At 63.1% G+C, this 15,577-nt stretch carries 12 protein-coding genes; 11 read left to right on the top strand and 1 reads right to left on the bottom strand.

Annotated features, from left to right (window positions below):
* Positions 1–91: 91 nt before the first annotated feature.
* From gltX to HKD27_RS10260, 9 genes are all read left to right on the top strand, one after another.
* Positions 92–1,510 carry a glutamate--tRNA ligase gene (gene gltX / locus HKD27_RS10300; RefSeq protein ID WP_194689390.1) on the top strand — a complete coding sequence of 473 codons (1,419 nt, stop codon included), beginning with the start codon at positions 92–94 and terminating at the stop codon, positions 1,508–1,510.
* Positions 1,503–2,444 carry an aspartate carbamoyltransferase catalytic subunit gene (locus tag HKD27_RS10295; RefSeq protein WP_194689391.1) on the top strand — a complete coding sequence of 314 codons (942 nt, stop codon included), beginning with the start codon at positions 1,503–1,505 and terminating at the stop codon, positions 2,442–2,444. The genes gltX and HKD27_RS10295 overlap by 8 nt, the downstream gene beginning before the upstream one ends.
* Positions 2,441–3,742, top strand: a complete 1,302-nt coding sequence (locus tag HKD27_RS10290; RefSeq protein WP_194689392.1) for a dihydroorotase family protein — start codon at positions 2,441–2,443, stop codon at positions 3,740–3,742. The genes HKD27_RS10295 and HKD27_RS10290 overlap by 4 nt, the downstream gene beginning before the upstream one ends.
* Positions 3,739–4,371 carry a glycerol-3-phosphate 1-O-acyltransferase PlsY gene (gene plsY, locus HKD27_RS10285; protein ID WP_194689393.1) on the top strand — a complete coding sequence of 211 codons (633 nt, stop codon included), beginning with the start codon at positions 3,739–3,741 and terminating at the stop codon, positions 4,369–4,371. Before HKD27_RS10290 ends, plsY begins: the two co-directional genes overlap by 4 nt.
* Before the next feature lie 44 nt (positions 4,372–4,415).
* Positions 4,416–5,600: a DNA-processing protein DprA gene (dprA, locus tag HKD27_RS10280; protein ID WP_194689394.1), complete on the top strand. Its 1,185-nt coding sequence runs from the start codon at positions 4,416–4,418 to the stop codon at positions 5,598–5,600.
* A gap of 25 nt (positions 5,601–5,625) precedes the next feature.
* Positions 5,626–8,322, top strand: a complete 2,697-nt coding sequence (gene topA / locus HKD27_RS10275) for a type I DNA topoisomerase (protein ID WP_194689395.1) — start codon at positions 5,626–5,628, stop codon at positions 8,320–8,322.
* Between the two features lie 177 nt (positions 8,323–8,499).
* On the top strand, positions 8,500–10,251 hold the full coding sequence (locus tag HKD27_RS10270; RefSeq protein WP_228518437.1) for a S41 family peptidase: 1,752 nt from the start codon (positions 8,500–8,502) through the stop codon (positions 10,249–10,251).
* A gap of 25 nt (positions 10,252–10,276) precedes the next feature.
* On the top strand, positions 10,277–10,618 hold the full coding sequence (locus HKD27_RS10265; protein WP_062496222.1) for a DUF1491 family protein: 342 nt from the start codon (positions 10,277–10,279) through the stop codon (positions 10,616–10,618).
* Between the two features lie 156 nt (positions 10,619–10,774).
* Positions 10,775–11,923, top strand: coding sequence for an OmpA family protein (locus HKD27_RS10260; protein ID WP_062496379.1), 1,149 nt, complete (start codon positions 10,775–10,777; stop codon positions 11,921–11,923).
* 151 nt (positions 11,924–12,074) lie between these two features.
* Here the strand turns inward: HKD27_RS10260 and HKD27_RS10255 are convergent, their stop codons facing one another.
* Complete coding sequence (locus tag HKD27_RS10255; RefSeq protein WP_370544261.1) at positions 12,075–12,620, bottom strand: hypothetical protein; 546 nt, start codon at positions 12,618–12,620, stop codon at positions 12,075–12,077.
* Positions 12,621–12,932: 312 nt separating this feature from the next.
* Here HKD27_RS10255 and HKD27_RS10250 point away from each other — a divergent pair, with 312 nt between their 5' ends.
* Together HKD27_RS10250 and parE are read left to right on the top strand one after the other, a co-directional pair.
* Complete coding sequence (locus HKD27_RS10250; protein WP_155723183.1) at positions 12,933–13,493, top strand: hypothetical protein; 561 nt, start codon at positions 12,933–12,935, stop codon at positions 13,491–13,493.
* Between the two features lie 67 nt (positions 13,494–13,560).
* Positions 13,561–15,576 carry a DNA topoisomerase IV subunit B gene (parE, locus tag HKD27_RS10245; protein ID WP_194689397.1) on the top strand — a complete coding sequence of 672 codons (2,016 nt, stop codon included), beginning with the start codon at positions 13,561–13,563 and terminating at the stop codon, positions 15,574–15,576.
* Position 15,577: the final 1 nt, after the last annotated feature.

Below are 15,577 nucleotides of genomic sequence, written 5' to 3'. Positions count from 1 at the left end.
TTGACGGCCGGGTTCGGAATATGAACCTGCCCTGTGCCGGACCCTGCGCTGGCGGATGGAAGCGCGGCGCAGAGCGTGATATGACGGCGACATGACCATCCGTACGCGATTTGCCCCCTCCCCGACGGGCCTGCTGCATGTCGGCAATGCCCGCGCCGCCCTGTTCAATTTCCTCTTTGCCCGCCATCACGGCGGCGAATTTCTTCTGAGGATCGAGGACACCGACAAGGAACGCTCCACCCAGAAGGCTGTGGACGTGATCTTTGACGGTCTGGCCTGGATGGGGATCGAGGCAGATGCGGAACCGGTTTTCCAGTCCGCGCGTCAGGACCGCCATACGGAAGTCGCGCTGGAGCTTCTGGCCAAGGGGCAGGCCTACAAGTGCTTCTGCACGCCGGAAGAGCTGACCGCCATGCGCGAGAAGGCCATGGCCGAGAAGCGCCCGCCCCGTTACGACGGCACCTGGCGGGATCGCGACCCGTCCGAGGCCCCTGAAGGTGCGCCTTATGTGGTGCGTCTGAAGGCACCGCGCGAAGGCGAGACCGTCATCAAGGATCTGGTGCAGGGCGAAGTCCGCGTGGCGAATGCGGAGATGGACGATCTGATCCTGCTGCGCTCCGATGGCACGCCAACCTATCTGCATGCCGTGGTGTGCGACGATCATGACATGGAGATCACGCATGTCATGCGTGGGGACGATCATCTGACGAACACGTTCCGTCAGGCCATGATCTATCGCGCCATGGGCTGGGACCTGCCGCATTTCGCGCATCTGCCGCTGATTCATGGCCCGGATGGCGCCAAGCTGTCCAAGCGTCATGGCGCGCAGTCGGTCGTGGACTTCCGTGAGGAAGGCTATCTGCCGGAAGCCCTGTGCAACTATCTGCTGCGTCTGGGCTGGGGGCATGGCGATGCCGAGGTCCTTTCCCGCGAGGAGCAGATCAAGCTGTTCGATCTGGACGGCGTGGGCCGCTCCCCGTCGCGCATGGATTACGTCAAGCTGGCGCATCTGAACGGCATCTGGATGCGTCAGGCCGATGACGAGCGCCTGACCAATGACGTCATGGAGCGTCTTCAGGGCCGCGAAGGCGTTGTGACGGATGACAAGACCCGCGCACGCATTCTTGCAATGATGCCGGGCCTCAAGGAACGCGCCAAAACGCTGGTGGAACTGGCAGATAATGCAGCTTTCGCAGGCTTCACCCTGCCGCTGACCTTTACTCCCAAGGCCGAGAAGCTGCTCGGTGAGGACGGACGCAAGGTCCTCGAAGGCGTCGGCAAGGAACTGGCCGTTCTCAAGGACTTCACGCCCGAAGCGATCGACACCACACTGCGCGCCTATGCCGAGAAGCACGAGATCAAGCTCGGCTCCGTGGCCCAGCCGCTACGTGCTGCCATGACGGGCTCCACGACGTCTCCGGGCATTGACCTGACGCTGTCGGCTCTGGGGCAGGACGAGGTCCTGGCCCGTATCGCGGCCGTTCTCACTTCCGGGTCCGTCAATGCCTGAGCGGCCTTCCGTCCCCCGGCATCTGCTGGGAATCGAGGGGCTGTCGGCCGAACAGCTCGTACCGTTCCTCGATCTGGCGGAAAGCTACGCGCTTCTGAGCCGTTCGCGTTCCGCCCCGCGTGATGCGTTACGGGGGCGGACGGTCATCAACCTGTTCTACGAGGACAGCACCCGCACCCGCACGAGTTTCGAGCTCGCAGGCAAGCGGCTGGGCGCGGATGTGATCAACATGTCCGTTGCCACGAGTTCGGTGAACAAGGGCGAGACGCTTCTGGATACGGCAGCAACGCTGAACGCCATGCGCTGTGACCTGCTGGTCGTGCGGCATGCGCAATCCGGTGCCCCTGCTCTTCTGTCGCAGAAGGTCGAGGCCAGTGTCGTCAATGCGGGCGATGGCACGCATGAACATCCGACACAGGCGCTACTCGATGCGCTGACGATCCGCCGTCATTTTGGTCGACTTGAGGGCCTTACAGTCGCAATCTGCGGTGATGTCGGACACAGCCGTGTGGCACGGTCCAACATTCATCTGCTGACGGCGTTCGGAAACCGGGTCCGTCTGGCAGGACCGCCAACGCTCCTGCCCAGCGCCATGGCCGGACTTGGCAATGTCGAGCTGTATTCCGACATGGACCGCGCTCTTGAAGGCGCGGATGTCGTCATGTCCCTGCGCTTGCAAAAAGAGCGTATGGGGGCGGGTCTGGTGCCCAGCGCACGGGAATATTTCCACTTCTTCGGGCTTGACCGCAGACGTCTGGCGCTGGCGAAACCCGGCGCGCTCGTCATGCATCCGGGGCCGATGAACCGTGGTGTGGAAATCGCTTCGGACGTGGCGGATTCGGATCAGAGCGTGATTTCCGAACAGGTTGAGATGGGCGTGGCTGTGCGAATGGCGGTTCTGGACCGTCTGTCCCGGGCACGGATGCCGACATGAGTGATATCGTTTTTGAAAATGTCCGTCTGATCGACCCGGCCTCGGACCGCGATGAGACCGGACGGCTTGTGGTGCGTCAGGGCAAGATCGTCACCTGCGAGGACGGCTCGGTTCCCGAAGGAGCACGGGTCATTGACGGCGCGGGGGCCGTTCTGTGTCCGGGGCTGGTGGATATGCGCGTGACGCTTGGGGAGCCGGGATCGGAATATCGCGAGAGCGTCTCCTCTGGCGCCCGGGCGGCTGTGGCCGGCGGCATCACGACCATGGCGGTCCTGCCAAATACCTCCCCCCCGATCGACAACCCGGCGCTGGTTCATCTGCTGCGTGTCCGGGGCGAAGAGACGGGTATGGTCTCGATCCATCCTTACGGCGCGCTGACACGCGGCTGCGAGGGCGGGGAAATGGCCGAACTCGGCCTGCTCCAGAACGCCGGAGCAGTAGCATTTACGGACGGGACGCGGGCCATTTCAGACGCCAAGCAGATGCGCAATCTGCTGTCCTATTCGCGCTTCATCGACGCCATCGTGGTGCAGCATCCGGAAGAACCCTCCCTCGCCAAGGGCGCCTGCGCCACGGCCGGAGCGCGGGCTGTGCGGATGGGGTTGCCCTCGGTTCCAGCAGAAGCCGAAGCCATCATGATCGCGCGGGATCTGCGTCTGGCAGCCATGACGAGCGCACGGCTGCATTTCGCGCATGTCTCGACGGCAGAAGGACTGGACCTGATCCGCGAGGCCAAGAGCCGTGGCATCCGGGTGACCTGCGATACGGCACCGCCCTATTTTGCCATGACCGAAGACGATATCGGCGATTTCCGCACCTATGCGAAACTGTCGCCTCCCCTGCGCAACGAAGCAGACCGCAAGGCCGTCTGTGCAGCACTGGGGGATGGCACGATTGACGCCGTAGCGTCGGATCATGCCCCGGCGGATGCGGATGACAAACGGCTGCCATTTGCACAGGCACGGGCGGGCGGAACAGGACTGGTCACCCTTCTGGGGGTCACGCTCGGGGCTGGGCTGCCGTTGATTGATGCCCTGCGTCTGGTGACCTCGGCCCCTGCGGCACTACTTGGCCTCAAGGCCGGAACGCTGTCGGTTGGAAGCGATGCCGATCTGTGCCTGTTCGATCCGGAAGCCTCCTGGACCGTCGTGGCCGGAAACCTTCCGGGCCGGGCGCAGAACACGCCCTTCGATGGAAAAGACCTGAAGGGTCGCGTCCTGCGAACCTTCAAACGCGGCGTGGAAGTCTTCACCGCGGATGAGCTGTCCGGTGATGAACGGGCAGGAGCCGCTTCATGAGCGGCTTTCAGGCACAGCTGATCCTGCTGTCTCTTGTATCCTATGTCATCGGGAGCATCCCGTTCGGGCTGCTTCTGACGGCCGTGGCCGGTGGCGGCGACATCCGCAAGATCGGCTCGGGCAATATCGGTGCGACCAACGTCCTGCGCACGGGCCGTCGGGGCCTGGCAGCAGCGACGCTTCTGCTGGATGCCCTCAAAGGGGCTCTGGCTGTCCTGATCGCCCGGTTTTTCTTCCCAGGCGCCAGCGAAACCACCATGGCCGTGGCGGCCGTAGCGGTTGTCATCGGGCACTGTTTCCCGGTCTGGCTCGGTTTCCGGGGCGGGAAAGGCGTTGCAACAGGGCTAGGGACGATCTGGGTCCTGTGCTGGCCGGTGGGACTGGCCTGCTGCGTGGTCTGGCTGCTGGTTGCACGGCTGAGCCGGATTTCCTCGGCCGGAGCACTGGCCGCATTCCTGCTGGCACCGGGACTGATGCTGCTATTGTCCGGGCGGCCGCTGCACACGCCGATTCCGGTGGCGACGCTTCTCATCTCACTTCTGATCTGGGCCCGGCACTCCAGCAATATTGCCCGGCTTGTGACGGGACGCGAACCGCGCGTGAAGGTTGACCAGGCATCCCGGCGCTAGATTTTAAGCACCCGTTAAGAAATCTGTCTTAAGGAAAAGATCCTATGACAGCTTCTCCGGACATGCGCCCCGTCCTGCCCGCAACAGACCGAATCGACATACTGCGTCTGGCGCGGACAACGGGCGTCGGCCCGATCAACTTTGCGCGACTGATGACGCAGTACGGCAGTGCGGGCGCTGCCCTTGCCGCCCTGCCCGGCCGTATGCGCAGGGCAGGACGCCGGGAAGACCCTCTCATTCCGACCGTCTCGCGCATGTCGGATGAGTTGGAACGCCTTGAAAAACTGGGCGGAAAGATGCTGGTGCGGGGGAATGCGGACTATCCGCTGCTCCTATCCTGCATCCCGGATGCCCCGCCTGTCCTCTTCACACTTGGAGACGTCCGCAAACTCTCAATAAGGTCCGTGGGAATTGTGGGCGCCCGCAATGCGTCTGCGGCCGGAATCCGGATGGCGGAGAGCCTTTCGGCCGAAATTGCCCATTCGGGACTTTGCGTGATTTCCGGGCTGGCACGGGGAATCGACTCGGCGGCCCATGCCGCAGCTCTTCATCCCGGACTGACGGTCGCGGCCATCGCGGGCGGCCTGGATCATGTCTATCCGCCCGAGAATGCCGCCCTTCAGCAGCAGATCGCCGAAAGGGGCTGTCTGGTGACGGAAGCCCTGCTCGGCACAGCTCCGCAGGCCCGCCATTTCCCACGGCGCAACCGCCTGATCGCCGGGATTTCGCTGGGGTGCCTGATCATTGAAGCGACGGTTGGATCCGGCACGCTGATTACGGCTGATCTGGCCCAGTCCTATAACCGCGAACTCCTCGTCGTGCCCGGCTCACCGCTCGATCCTCGGTCACGGGGCGGAAACCAGTTGCTGAAAACAGGCCAGGCCACCCTGACAGAAAATATTGACGATATTCTTCAGGTCCTGCCCTCGGCGCTTCCCCCGCGCGAAGCAGCACCTTGGCAGCGTTCATTCGCCCACAGCCCGCCTTTGACGGGCTTTTCCGAGTCTTCCACGCCTTGGGGCAGCCCCACCAGCGAGGACTGGGTTGAGCCGGATCTGGCCCAGAAGACGGTCTGTTCCCTCCTGTCTGTAACACCGGTAGCAGTTGACGATGTGGTGCGCCGCTGCCAGTTCTCCGTGTCGGCAGTGCTTGCGACGCTGGCCGAGCTTGAGCTTGGCGGGGTCGTGGAGTTTGTGCCCGGCGGACGCGTGGCGTTGCTGCCGAACTGAAGTGACGCGGAATACCGGAGTGGCGATGACGGACGTTGTGGTGGTCGAGAGCCCGGCAAAGGCCAAGACGATCAACAAGTATCTGGGAAGCGGATATACCGTGCTCGCTTCGTTCGGCCATGTGCGGGATCTGCCGCCCAAGGACGGCAGCGTGCGCCCGGACGAGAACTTTGCCATGAGCTGGCAGACGGACGAGCGCGGTGCCAAGCAGATTTCCGCCATCACCAAGGCGCTGAAGGGGGCGAAGAACCTTTACCTCGCCACTGACCCGGATCGCGAGGGTGAGGCGATTTCCTGGCACGTCCGCAGCGTTCTGGAAGAAAAGAAGCTTCTGAAGAACGTCGACGTCCATCGCGTCACCTTCAACGAAATCACGAAATCAGCCGTCACGGCAGCGATGGCGGCACCTCGTGAACTGGACCGTCCGCTGATCGACGCCTATCTGGCCCGGCGCGCGCTGGATTATCTGGTAGGCTTCACACTGTCTCCTGTCCTGTGGCGCAAGCTGCCAGGAAGCCGCAGTGCCGGGCGTGTACAGTCCGTAGCGCTGCGTCTGATCTGTGAGCGCGAAGCCGAAATCGAGGTGTTCCGGCCCAAGGAATACTGGACCGTCACCGGCGGCTTCACGACACCGGGTAAAGCAGCGTTCCAGGCGCGTCTGACGCATTTGAAGGGCGAGAAGCTCGACCAGTTCGACCTGAACAACGAGCAACTGGCTTTCGGCGCGCGCGACACCGTTCTGGGCGGACAGTTCACGGTCCGCTCCGTCGAGCGCAAGCGCACGAAGCGCAACCCGCCGCCGCCGTTCACGACCTCGACGCTGCAGCAGGAGGCCTCGCGCAAGCTCGGCATGAGCGCGCAGACCACAATGCGTACGGCCCAGCAGCTTTATGAAGGTGTGGATCTGCGTGGCGAGACCACCGGTCTGATCACCTATATGCGGACCGATGGCGTGACGATGGCGAAGGAAGCCGTGAGCGCCATTCGCGGCCATATCGGCAAGGCATTCGGGGACGAATACGTCCCGGATTTTCCACGCAGTTATTCGACCAAGGCCAAGAATGCGCAGGAAGCCCATGAGGCCATCCGCCCGACGGACGTCTTCCTGACACCGCAGCAGGTCGCCCATGCTCTGACGCCGGAGCAGAAGAAGCTTTACGAGCTGATCTGGAAGCGCTCCGTCGCCTCGCAGATGCAGTCGGCCGAACTGGATCAGGTGGCGGTGACGCTGGCGGATGCGAGCGGCCAGACGCTTCTGCGTGCGACGGGTTCAACCATCGCGTTTGACGGCTTCCTCAAGCTCTATATCGAGGGCCGCGACGATACGAAGGCCGAGGACGAGGACGGCAAGCTTCTGCCTCCGATGAAGGAAGGCGATCGCCTGACGACGAAGACTGTGGATGCCGAGCAGCATTTCACCCAGCCGCCGCCGCGCTATTCGGAAGCCTCGCTCGTCAAGAAAATGGAAGAGATCGGCATTGGCCGTCCTTCGACTTACGCCTCCATCCTCGGTGTGCTGCGGGACCGCAATTATGTGCGTCTGGACGCACGGCGCTTCGTTCCCGAAGACCGCGGCCGTCTGGTGACGGCGTTCCTGACCTCGTTCTTCGAGCGCTATGTCGATACCGGCTTCACGGCCTCGCTCGAAGAGCAGCTCGATGACATTTCGGGCGGTCGGGCCGACTGGCATGATGTCATGGCCGCCTTCTGGCACGATTTCTCGGCTGCCGTCGCACAGACCAAGGATCTGAAGATCTCGGACGTCATCGACGCCCTGGACGAAGATCTGGGACCGCATTTCTTCCCGCCGCGCCCCGATGGTGCTGATCCGCGCGTCTGCACGTCCTGCGGAACCGGACGGCTGGGCCTGCGGCTGGGCAAGTTCGGCGCCTTCATGGGCTGTTCGAACTACCCGACCTGCCAGTTCACCCGCCGTCTGGTGGCCGAGGAAGGCGATTCTGAAGGGCTGAATGATGGCCCGAAAGTTCTGGGTCAGGATCCGGAGACTGGCGAGGACATCTCGATCCGCCGCGGGCCTTACGGGCTATATATCCAGCGCGGAGAGCCGAACCCCGAAGACAAGAAGGCCAAGCCCAAGCGGACGACCATTCCCAAGGGCATTGATGGCAACACCATGACGCTGGAACAGGCGCTGGGACTGCTGTCCCTGCCGCGTCTGGTCGGGATTCATCCCGAGACAGGCGAGAAGATCGAAGCTGGGCTGGGGCGCTTCGGACCGTATGTGAAGATGGGCGCCATCTACGGCACGCTCGACAAGGATGACGACGTCCTGACCGTCGGGCTGAACCGGGCCGTGGATGCACTGGCCAAGAAACTGGCCTCCATCCGCAATCTGGGGCCCCATCCGAAGGACGGCGAACCGGTCATGATCCGCAAGGGACGGTTTGGTCCCTACGCCCAGCATGGCCAGCTGATCGCCAACCTGCCGAAAGGGCAGGATATGGACGAGGTCACGCTGGATGAGGCCGTGGCGCTTCTGGCGGAGAAGGGCAAGCCACTGAAAGGTGGCGCAAAAAAAACTTCCGCGAAAAAAGCGGCCCCGAAAACCGCAAAGCCGAAAAAATCCGTTACGGCTACGGAAGGGGATGAGGCGGCTCCGAAGAAGGTAACAAAGCGTAGTCCGGCCAAATCCGCCACAAAGACGAAAACCACAACGCCACGGAAGCGTAAGACTGTTTCCGACACGTCGTCGGAAGGCTGAAAACAGATCGGGTCGACAGTGTTGCCTGACGGCACTGCCGACCCCACATTCGGTCTGGCAAGTCTTTACCGTGGCTGAAGTTTGTGGCGTGGTCGCCTTACGGGAAGCAGCCTTCTTTGCCGTCCCGTCTCCAAGGACCCCGTCTTGCGTCATGCCGTCCGCCCTATGATCCATTTCATGCCGCGCAGCCGCGAGGCGGCATGTCGCCCGGCTCTCTGTCTGGCGTTCTGCATGTTCATCCTGATCACCCCAGCAGGATCCGCAAAGGCCCAGACACCCCCGGATGCAGCCGGAGCCTCAGGACAGGCGGCCCCCTCCATCTCCGCCGCCGCGCCCATACTGCAGCCGACACTTTCAGTTTCCCTGACACGGGAAGTGCTGGTCGCAGCCCTTGGCTTTCTGGAGCCCCGCACGCTTGAGGCGCATTCCGCGCGGGATTTCTGCCTGTGGGGACTGGACGGGCTGACGGCCATCGATCCGACCCTCTCCATCACGGAAACGCGCCCTGAAGTATCGGGACCGGCGCCTGCCCCCGGCGGCGCAATGGCGGCGGAAAAAACCTCTGGCGACGCGTCTGTGCAGGCGCCCACAATACTGAATGTCCTTCAGGGGCAGACGGTCGTGTTCAGCCGGATCATGCCGGCCGCGGACAGCAACGGGGCATGGGCCGATCTGGTCACGGCAGCCATGCAGGCAGCCTGGCAGCACTCCGCCACACTGCGGGAGGCCGGATCAGACGCGCTTCTGCAGGGCTTTTTCGACGAACTTTTCAATCATCTCGACCCCTATTCCCGATATCTCGGTCCTTCCCCCGCCAGTTCGGACCGCACGCGGCGAACCGGCAATACAGGAACGGTGGGCCTGAGTCTGGGCCAGAGCGGCCGCATGCTCGTGATTACGGCCGTCAACGCCAACGGCCCCGCCTGGGAAGCCGGCGTGGATACGGGCGAGCGTCTGGTCTCCGTCAACGGCCGGCCGACGCGTGGTCAGGATGTCACCACGGTCCAGGGCTGGCTGGAGGGGGACGAGCATACCGCCGTCACGCTGGGGATCGCCGCGAAAGGCCATCGAACAACGACGCTGAAACTGGAACGGGCACAGGTTCCGCCTGAAACCGTATTTGCCTCGACGGACGGGCCTTTCACCGTTCTGCGCGTCACGTCCTTTTCGACCCAGACAGCGGAAGAGATCAGCCAGTATATCGATCAGGTCGTGGACGAACCGACACCGGATACGCCGGTCCCTTCTGCCAGCAAAAACAAGACCGCGGGGATCATTCTCGACCTGCGCGGTGATCGCGGCGGCGTCCTCCAGCAGGCCGTCACCACGGCGGCCCTGCTGCTGGATCATGGCGTGGCCGTGACCACGCATGGCCGGAACCCTCTGGCCAACCATATCTGGGCCGTTCAGGGTGGCGACATGACCAATGGCACGCCGGTGGTGATTCTCGTGGACGGACGGACAGCCAGCGCGGCTGAAATCCTGGCCTCCGCGCTGGCCGATCACCGGCGCGCCGTCGTGATCGGGAGCGAGACGCTCGGCAAGGGACTCGTGCAGGTGATCGGACAGATGCCGAACGGAGGTGAGCTGTTCGTGACGTGGAGTCGCAATCAGGCCCCGCTCGGCTGGCCCATCCAGGGTCTGGGCGTCATGCCGCAGGTTTGCACGTCGCTTGGTGCCGAGTCCCTTCAGGCCCAGCTCTCCGCCCTGAAGCAGGGAAACACCCTGCAGGGCGAGGCCGTGCAGATGGCACGCGCGGCCCGCTACCCGGTTCCGGTGACGAAAATCCTCGATATCCGGAAACATTGCCCGGCCGCCATCGGCTCGGATGCCGACATGGACGCCGCCAGGTCGCTGCTGTCTTCTCCTGCCGCCTACAAGGCGGCGCTGGAGTCTGTTCCTGACGAGAACAGCGCGCCCATCCACTAACCTTGCAGGACGAACGGAAACAGTCATGGGCGCACGATTGAAAACGGGACTCTGGGTACGGGCTGTCCTGCGCCGTATTTCCTCGGACGGAACCTCGGCCATGGTCCTGAAGAAAGGCGATGAGGACGCCGGCGCGGTCCTGATCGTTCTGGCCGACCGCTCGGGTGGAACCGGCGTCCTGCGCGAAGACGGAAACGGGTGGGCCCGCGTGGATGCCACCGATCCGGCAGGCGTGGACGCCTATCTGGAGCGGCAGAAAAAATATGACCCTGACCTGTGGATCATCGAGCTGGAGATGCGGGACGTATCCCAGCCCATAGAGCGCACACTCGGATCGCGAAGGCTCGATCTGGACGAAGAGGCGTAAACTGTGGGAGTGAAGACACAGCACATGGCGAACCTGCCATAAAGAAAACCGCATGATGCGGCATTGTGTCGTGTGATGCGTTGCCATCGTCCGAGCTTTCGGCAAGAACACACACAGATAAGGTTGGCAGATTTGGCTGGTTGGAGAGAAATGGACATGACGCAACGATCCGTTGTCAGGACCTGGCTTACCCGCGCCGGGTTCACTGCAGGCGTTTCGATGCTCGTCATGGGTGCCGCAACCGCACAGCCCGTCAAAGGCCTGTATGTTGCCGGTGAAGGTGGCGCCAGCTTCAACCAGGACCAGACCGCGCGTCTGTCCCCGGTCTTTCCGAGCGGGCGGGACCATTACCAGGCCGGTGTGACCGGCATTGGCAGTCTGGGCTACGGTCTCGGAAACGGATTCCGCGTCGAGGTCGAAGGCAACTACCGCAACAACCGTTTGCAGCAGTTCCGCTCCAGCACCTTCCCGTCTTCAGTTGGTGGCCGTCAGCAGGGTTATGGCGTCATGGCCAACGCCCTGTTCGACATGGACATTGGCAAATCCTGGGTCTTCCCGTATTTTGGCGCCGGCATTGGTTATGGCTGGCAGGCCATGAACACCTATGTTCATGCCCCGAACGGGGCCTTTGACCAGCATGTCGGCGGTACAAGCGGGAACTTCGCCTATCAGGGCATCTTCGGCCTGTCCTTCCCCGTCCCCTGGGTCGTGGGCCTGTCCGCCACGGCGGAATACCGGTTCTATACGCTGATGGGTCCGAACGGGCATCATGCCACAGCGACCGGAATCTATGGCGGCTGGGACAAGACCAAGGAATTCGGGGTGTCCAGTGGCAACCGCGATACCCGCACGGACTTCAACCATTCGCTGATGCTGGGGCTGCGCTACGAGTTCAATCCGGCTCCCCCGCCGCCCAAGCCGGTTGCGGCTCCCATGCCGATCCCGGGTCCGGCCCCCACCCGCACCTATCTGGTGTTCTTCGACTGGGATTCGGCTGAACTGAGCACACGCGCGAAAGCCGTGGTGGCGGCCGCAGCCCGCAACTCCACCTCCGTGCAGGTCACGCATATCGAGGTCAGCGGCTATACCGACACGTCAGCCGCCCATCCGGGACATCGTGGCGAGGCCTACAACATGGCGCTCTCGCAGCGTCGTGCGAACACGGTCAAGGAAGAGCTGGTCCGTGACGGCGTGGCTGCAGGGCTGATCACGACACAGGGCTTTGGTGAGAGCCATCCGCTGGTGGTCACCGCCGCCAATACCCGCGAGCCCCAGAACCGCCGCGTAGAAATCGATTTCAAGTAAGGTCTGCGAACAGACCCTGATTCCCGGTCAGCCGGCGGCTTCTTACGAGGCCGCCGGTTTTTTTTGCGTCAGCTGCACGCCCTTCCGGCATAAAAAAGGGCAGAGAGAAACCTCTCCGCCCTTTCAGACCCATCGACGTGATGGAAAAGACTTATTTCTTGCGACGCACCGTATGATGGACGGTGGCTTTCTTGGCCGTCGTCTTCGCGGGCGTCGGAGCAACGACTGCGGGCGGCTTGGCGACAACGACGCCTGTTGCATCCACCGTGGCGTGGATCGTCAGATGCTCGCGCTTCTGACCGCCACCGGGGATCAGCTCGGCCGTGAACGAATCCGTTCCGGCGTAAGCCGTGGCCGGCGTATAATCCACATAGGTCTTGCCATCATAATTATAGAGGAAGGCCTTGCCGTGTGTCGGCGGCGGGTTGACGCCGAAGGAGGCATAGTTGCCACCCATCGGCTTCTGGATGGCGATGGAGCACAGTCCGTCATCGCTGCGGACCGTCATATCCACGCTCATCGTGCCGTCAGCGGCTTTCTTGACGGCGGAGACGTGGCAGACAGCGGAGGTCCGCTGGTAGCCGAAGGGATTCGGGGCCACGGAACGCTGGACGATCGGCTGTTGGGCACAACCGGAGAGAAGCAGGGAAACGGCCAGTGCCGAACCCAGGGTAATGGCAGAACCTCGCAGACGCACGGTCAACTCCAACGCATCGTGACAGGACATGCCGCGTTTTCACGGCAGACAGACGTTCGCATGTAGAACAGGACTGCACGGGGCGAAAGGCTGCATGGGGACAGTGTGGCCATTTTGACGGTATTTTGTGCCCGGGGAGCGATAAATTCGCCCCGGGACGTCCCCCGCCAATTTTCTGCCACGAAATCATGTTTCGGATTAAGGGCTTGCCGCACGTTCCTCAGACGCAGAATCAGCTTTCGCGGGGGGTCGACCGCAGGTAGTCTGTTCCAGTGGTTGTGGCCGGTCGATCCGGTCTTGTGGAGTCTGTCAATGCCGTCGATCTTCCGTCGTTCCTTCAAGAGCCTGCTTGCTGTCGGGCTTTCCTGCGCTACGCTTGCTGCCGTTCATCCCCTGTCCGCCCGCGCTGCGGACTGCGGCAATTCGCCCGCTCACGAAGCCTTCGATGTGGCCGGCCTGAAATCCGAGCTGATGGTGACGGCGCTGTCGTGCAAGGCGCAGGAGCGTTACAATGCCTTCGTCGGCAAGTTCCGCCCGGCCCTGCTGAACGCCGACGAGCGTCTGAACAGCTATTTCCGCACGACCTATGGCCGTCGCGCCCAGGTCGAGCATGACGATTACATCACACAGCTGGCCGACATCCAGTCGCTGGGTGGGCTGAAGTCCGGCACGGTCTTTTGCCAGCAGCGCGAGGCGATGTTCGACGAGATCGACGCTCTGGAATCAGCGTCCGATCTGGCGCATTACGCTGAGGCCAAGGACGTGGCCCAGCCGGCCTCCTATGAGAGCTGCGAAGCTCCGGCGACCGTGGACCGCCACTCCCGCAAGGGCGTGACGAAACGGGCAGCCACCCGCCACACGAACCGCGCCTGAGCCGATCTCTGATCCTGTCGCGAAGCGTTCGCTTGACGTTCCGTGACGGGACGGCGACAACGCAGACATGAGCGATCTGTTCGAGTCAGGAAAGACAGGCAAAACCCGGACCGGCGGCGCCCGCAAGGGCACGGTCGACACGGAATATGGCGCCCACGACATCGAGGTGCTGGAAGGGCTTGAGCCCGTCCGGCGCCGTCCGGGCATGTATATCGGCGGCACGGATGATACCGCGTATCATCATCTTGCCTCCGAAATCCTTGATAATGCGATGGATGAAGCGGTGGCCGGTCACGCCACCACCATCGACGTCAGGCTGGAAGGCCCGCGCACGCTTATGGTGCGCGACAACGGCCGTGGCATCCCGACCGATCCCCATCCAAAATTTCCCGAGAAATCCGCGCTTGAGGTGATTTTCACCACGCTCCATGCGGGTGGAAAGTTCTCCGGCAAGGCATATGACACGTCTGGCGGTCTGCATGGCGTCGGCAGTTCGGTCGTCAATGCGCTGTCTGAGAAGCTGGAAGTCGAGGTCGCACGGGACCGGACGCTGTACCGGCAGGACTTCGTGCGCGGTGTCTCGCTGGCGCCGCTGGCGGAAGTTGGGAATGCGCCCAACCGTCGCGGGACGACCGTGCGGTTTACGCCCGACCCGGAAATCTTCGGCAACCACCACTTCTCCCCTGCGCGCCTCTACCGGATGTGCTGCTCCAAGGCGGCGCTGTTCCGGGGGGTGACGATCCAGTGGAGATGTGAGCCGTCCCTCATCAAGGCCGGAGACGAGACGCCGGCCGAGGCCACCATCCAGTTCCCTAACGGTCTGGAAGACGCCCTTTCAGCGGAACTCGGCCCTGATCCGGACCTGCTGACACCGCTCTGGGCGGGTGATGTCGAACTGCCGGTTGCAGCGGACGGACGCACGGGCGGACGCGTGGAATGGGCTGTGGCGTTCCTTGAGAGCGGTACGGCGTCGCTCTCCTCGTTCTGCAACACGATTCCCACACCTCAGGGTGGCACGCATGAGGCCGGCTTCCGCTCAGCTCTGGTCAAGGGACTGCGGGCCTGGGGCGATCAGCGCAAGGTCAAGCGGGCCGCGGCGATTTCGGCCGAGGACGTTCTGGGATCTGTAGCCGCCAAGCTTTCGGTCTTCGTCCGCGACCCCCAGTTCCAGGGCCAGACCAAGGACAAGCTGACCTCGCAGGAAGCTTCGCGGCTGGTGGAAGGTGCGCTGCGGGACCGTGTGGATCACTGGCTGGGCGGCAACCCGCAACAGGCTGACAATCTGCTGGCTTTCATGATGGAGCGGGCGGAAGAGCGTCTGCGCCGTCGTGAAGTCAAGGACACGGCCCGTAAAAGCGCGACGCGCAAGCTGCGTTTGCCGGGCAAGCTGACGGACTGCACGCGCGAAAATGCAGCTGAGACGGAGCTGTTCCTCGTGGAGGGCGAATCGGCTGGTGGGTCCGCGCGTCAGGCGCGTGACCGCGAGACGCAGGCCGTGCTGCCGCTGCGTGGAAAGATCCTCAACGTGGCCTCCGCAACGACTGACAAACTGCGGGCCAATCAGGAACTCCGGGACCTGACCGAAGCTCTGGGCTGTGGCATCGGAGCGTCGTTCGATATCAGCCGCCTGCGCTACGGGCGCGTCATCATCATGACGGATGCTGACGTGGACGGGGCGCATATCGCCTCGCTGCTGATGACGTTCTTCTATCGTGAGATGCCGGAGCTGATCCGTCACGGCCATCTGCATCTGGCTCAGCCGCCGCTCTATCGCATCACGCATGGACCCAAGACGGTCTATGCCATGGACGATCAGGACCGCGTCCGGCGCATCAAGGCCGACTTCAAGCCAAATGCGAAGGTCGAGGTCTCCCGGTTCAAGGGCCTGGGTGAGATGCCGGTGAAGGATCTGAAGGAAACGACCATGGATCCGGCCCGGCGTACGCTTCTGCGGGTCATCACCCCGGCCGAGGACCGTCTGGCGACCAGCGAGCGTGTCGAGAGCCTCATGGGCCGCAAGCCGGAGCTGCGCTTCCGCTTCATTCAGGAACATGCCCGATCCGTTGACGAGCTCGACGTCTGAG

The organism is Gluconobacter sp. R75690, assembly GCF_015244525.1.
GTDB lineage: Bacteria > Pseudomonadota > Alphaproteobacteria > Acetobacterales > Acetobacteraceae > Gluconobacter > Gluconobacter potus.
Note: the sequence above shows the minus strand (reverse complement) of the source record. Positions and strands in the feature narration are given on the sequence as shown.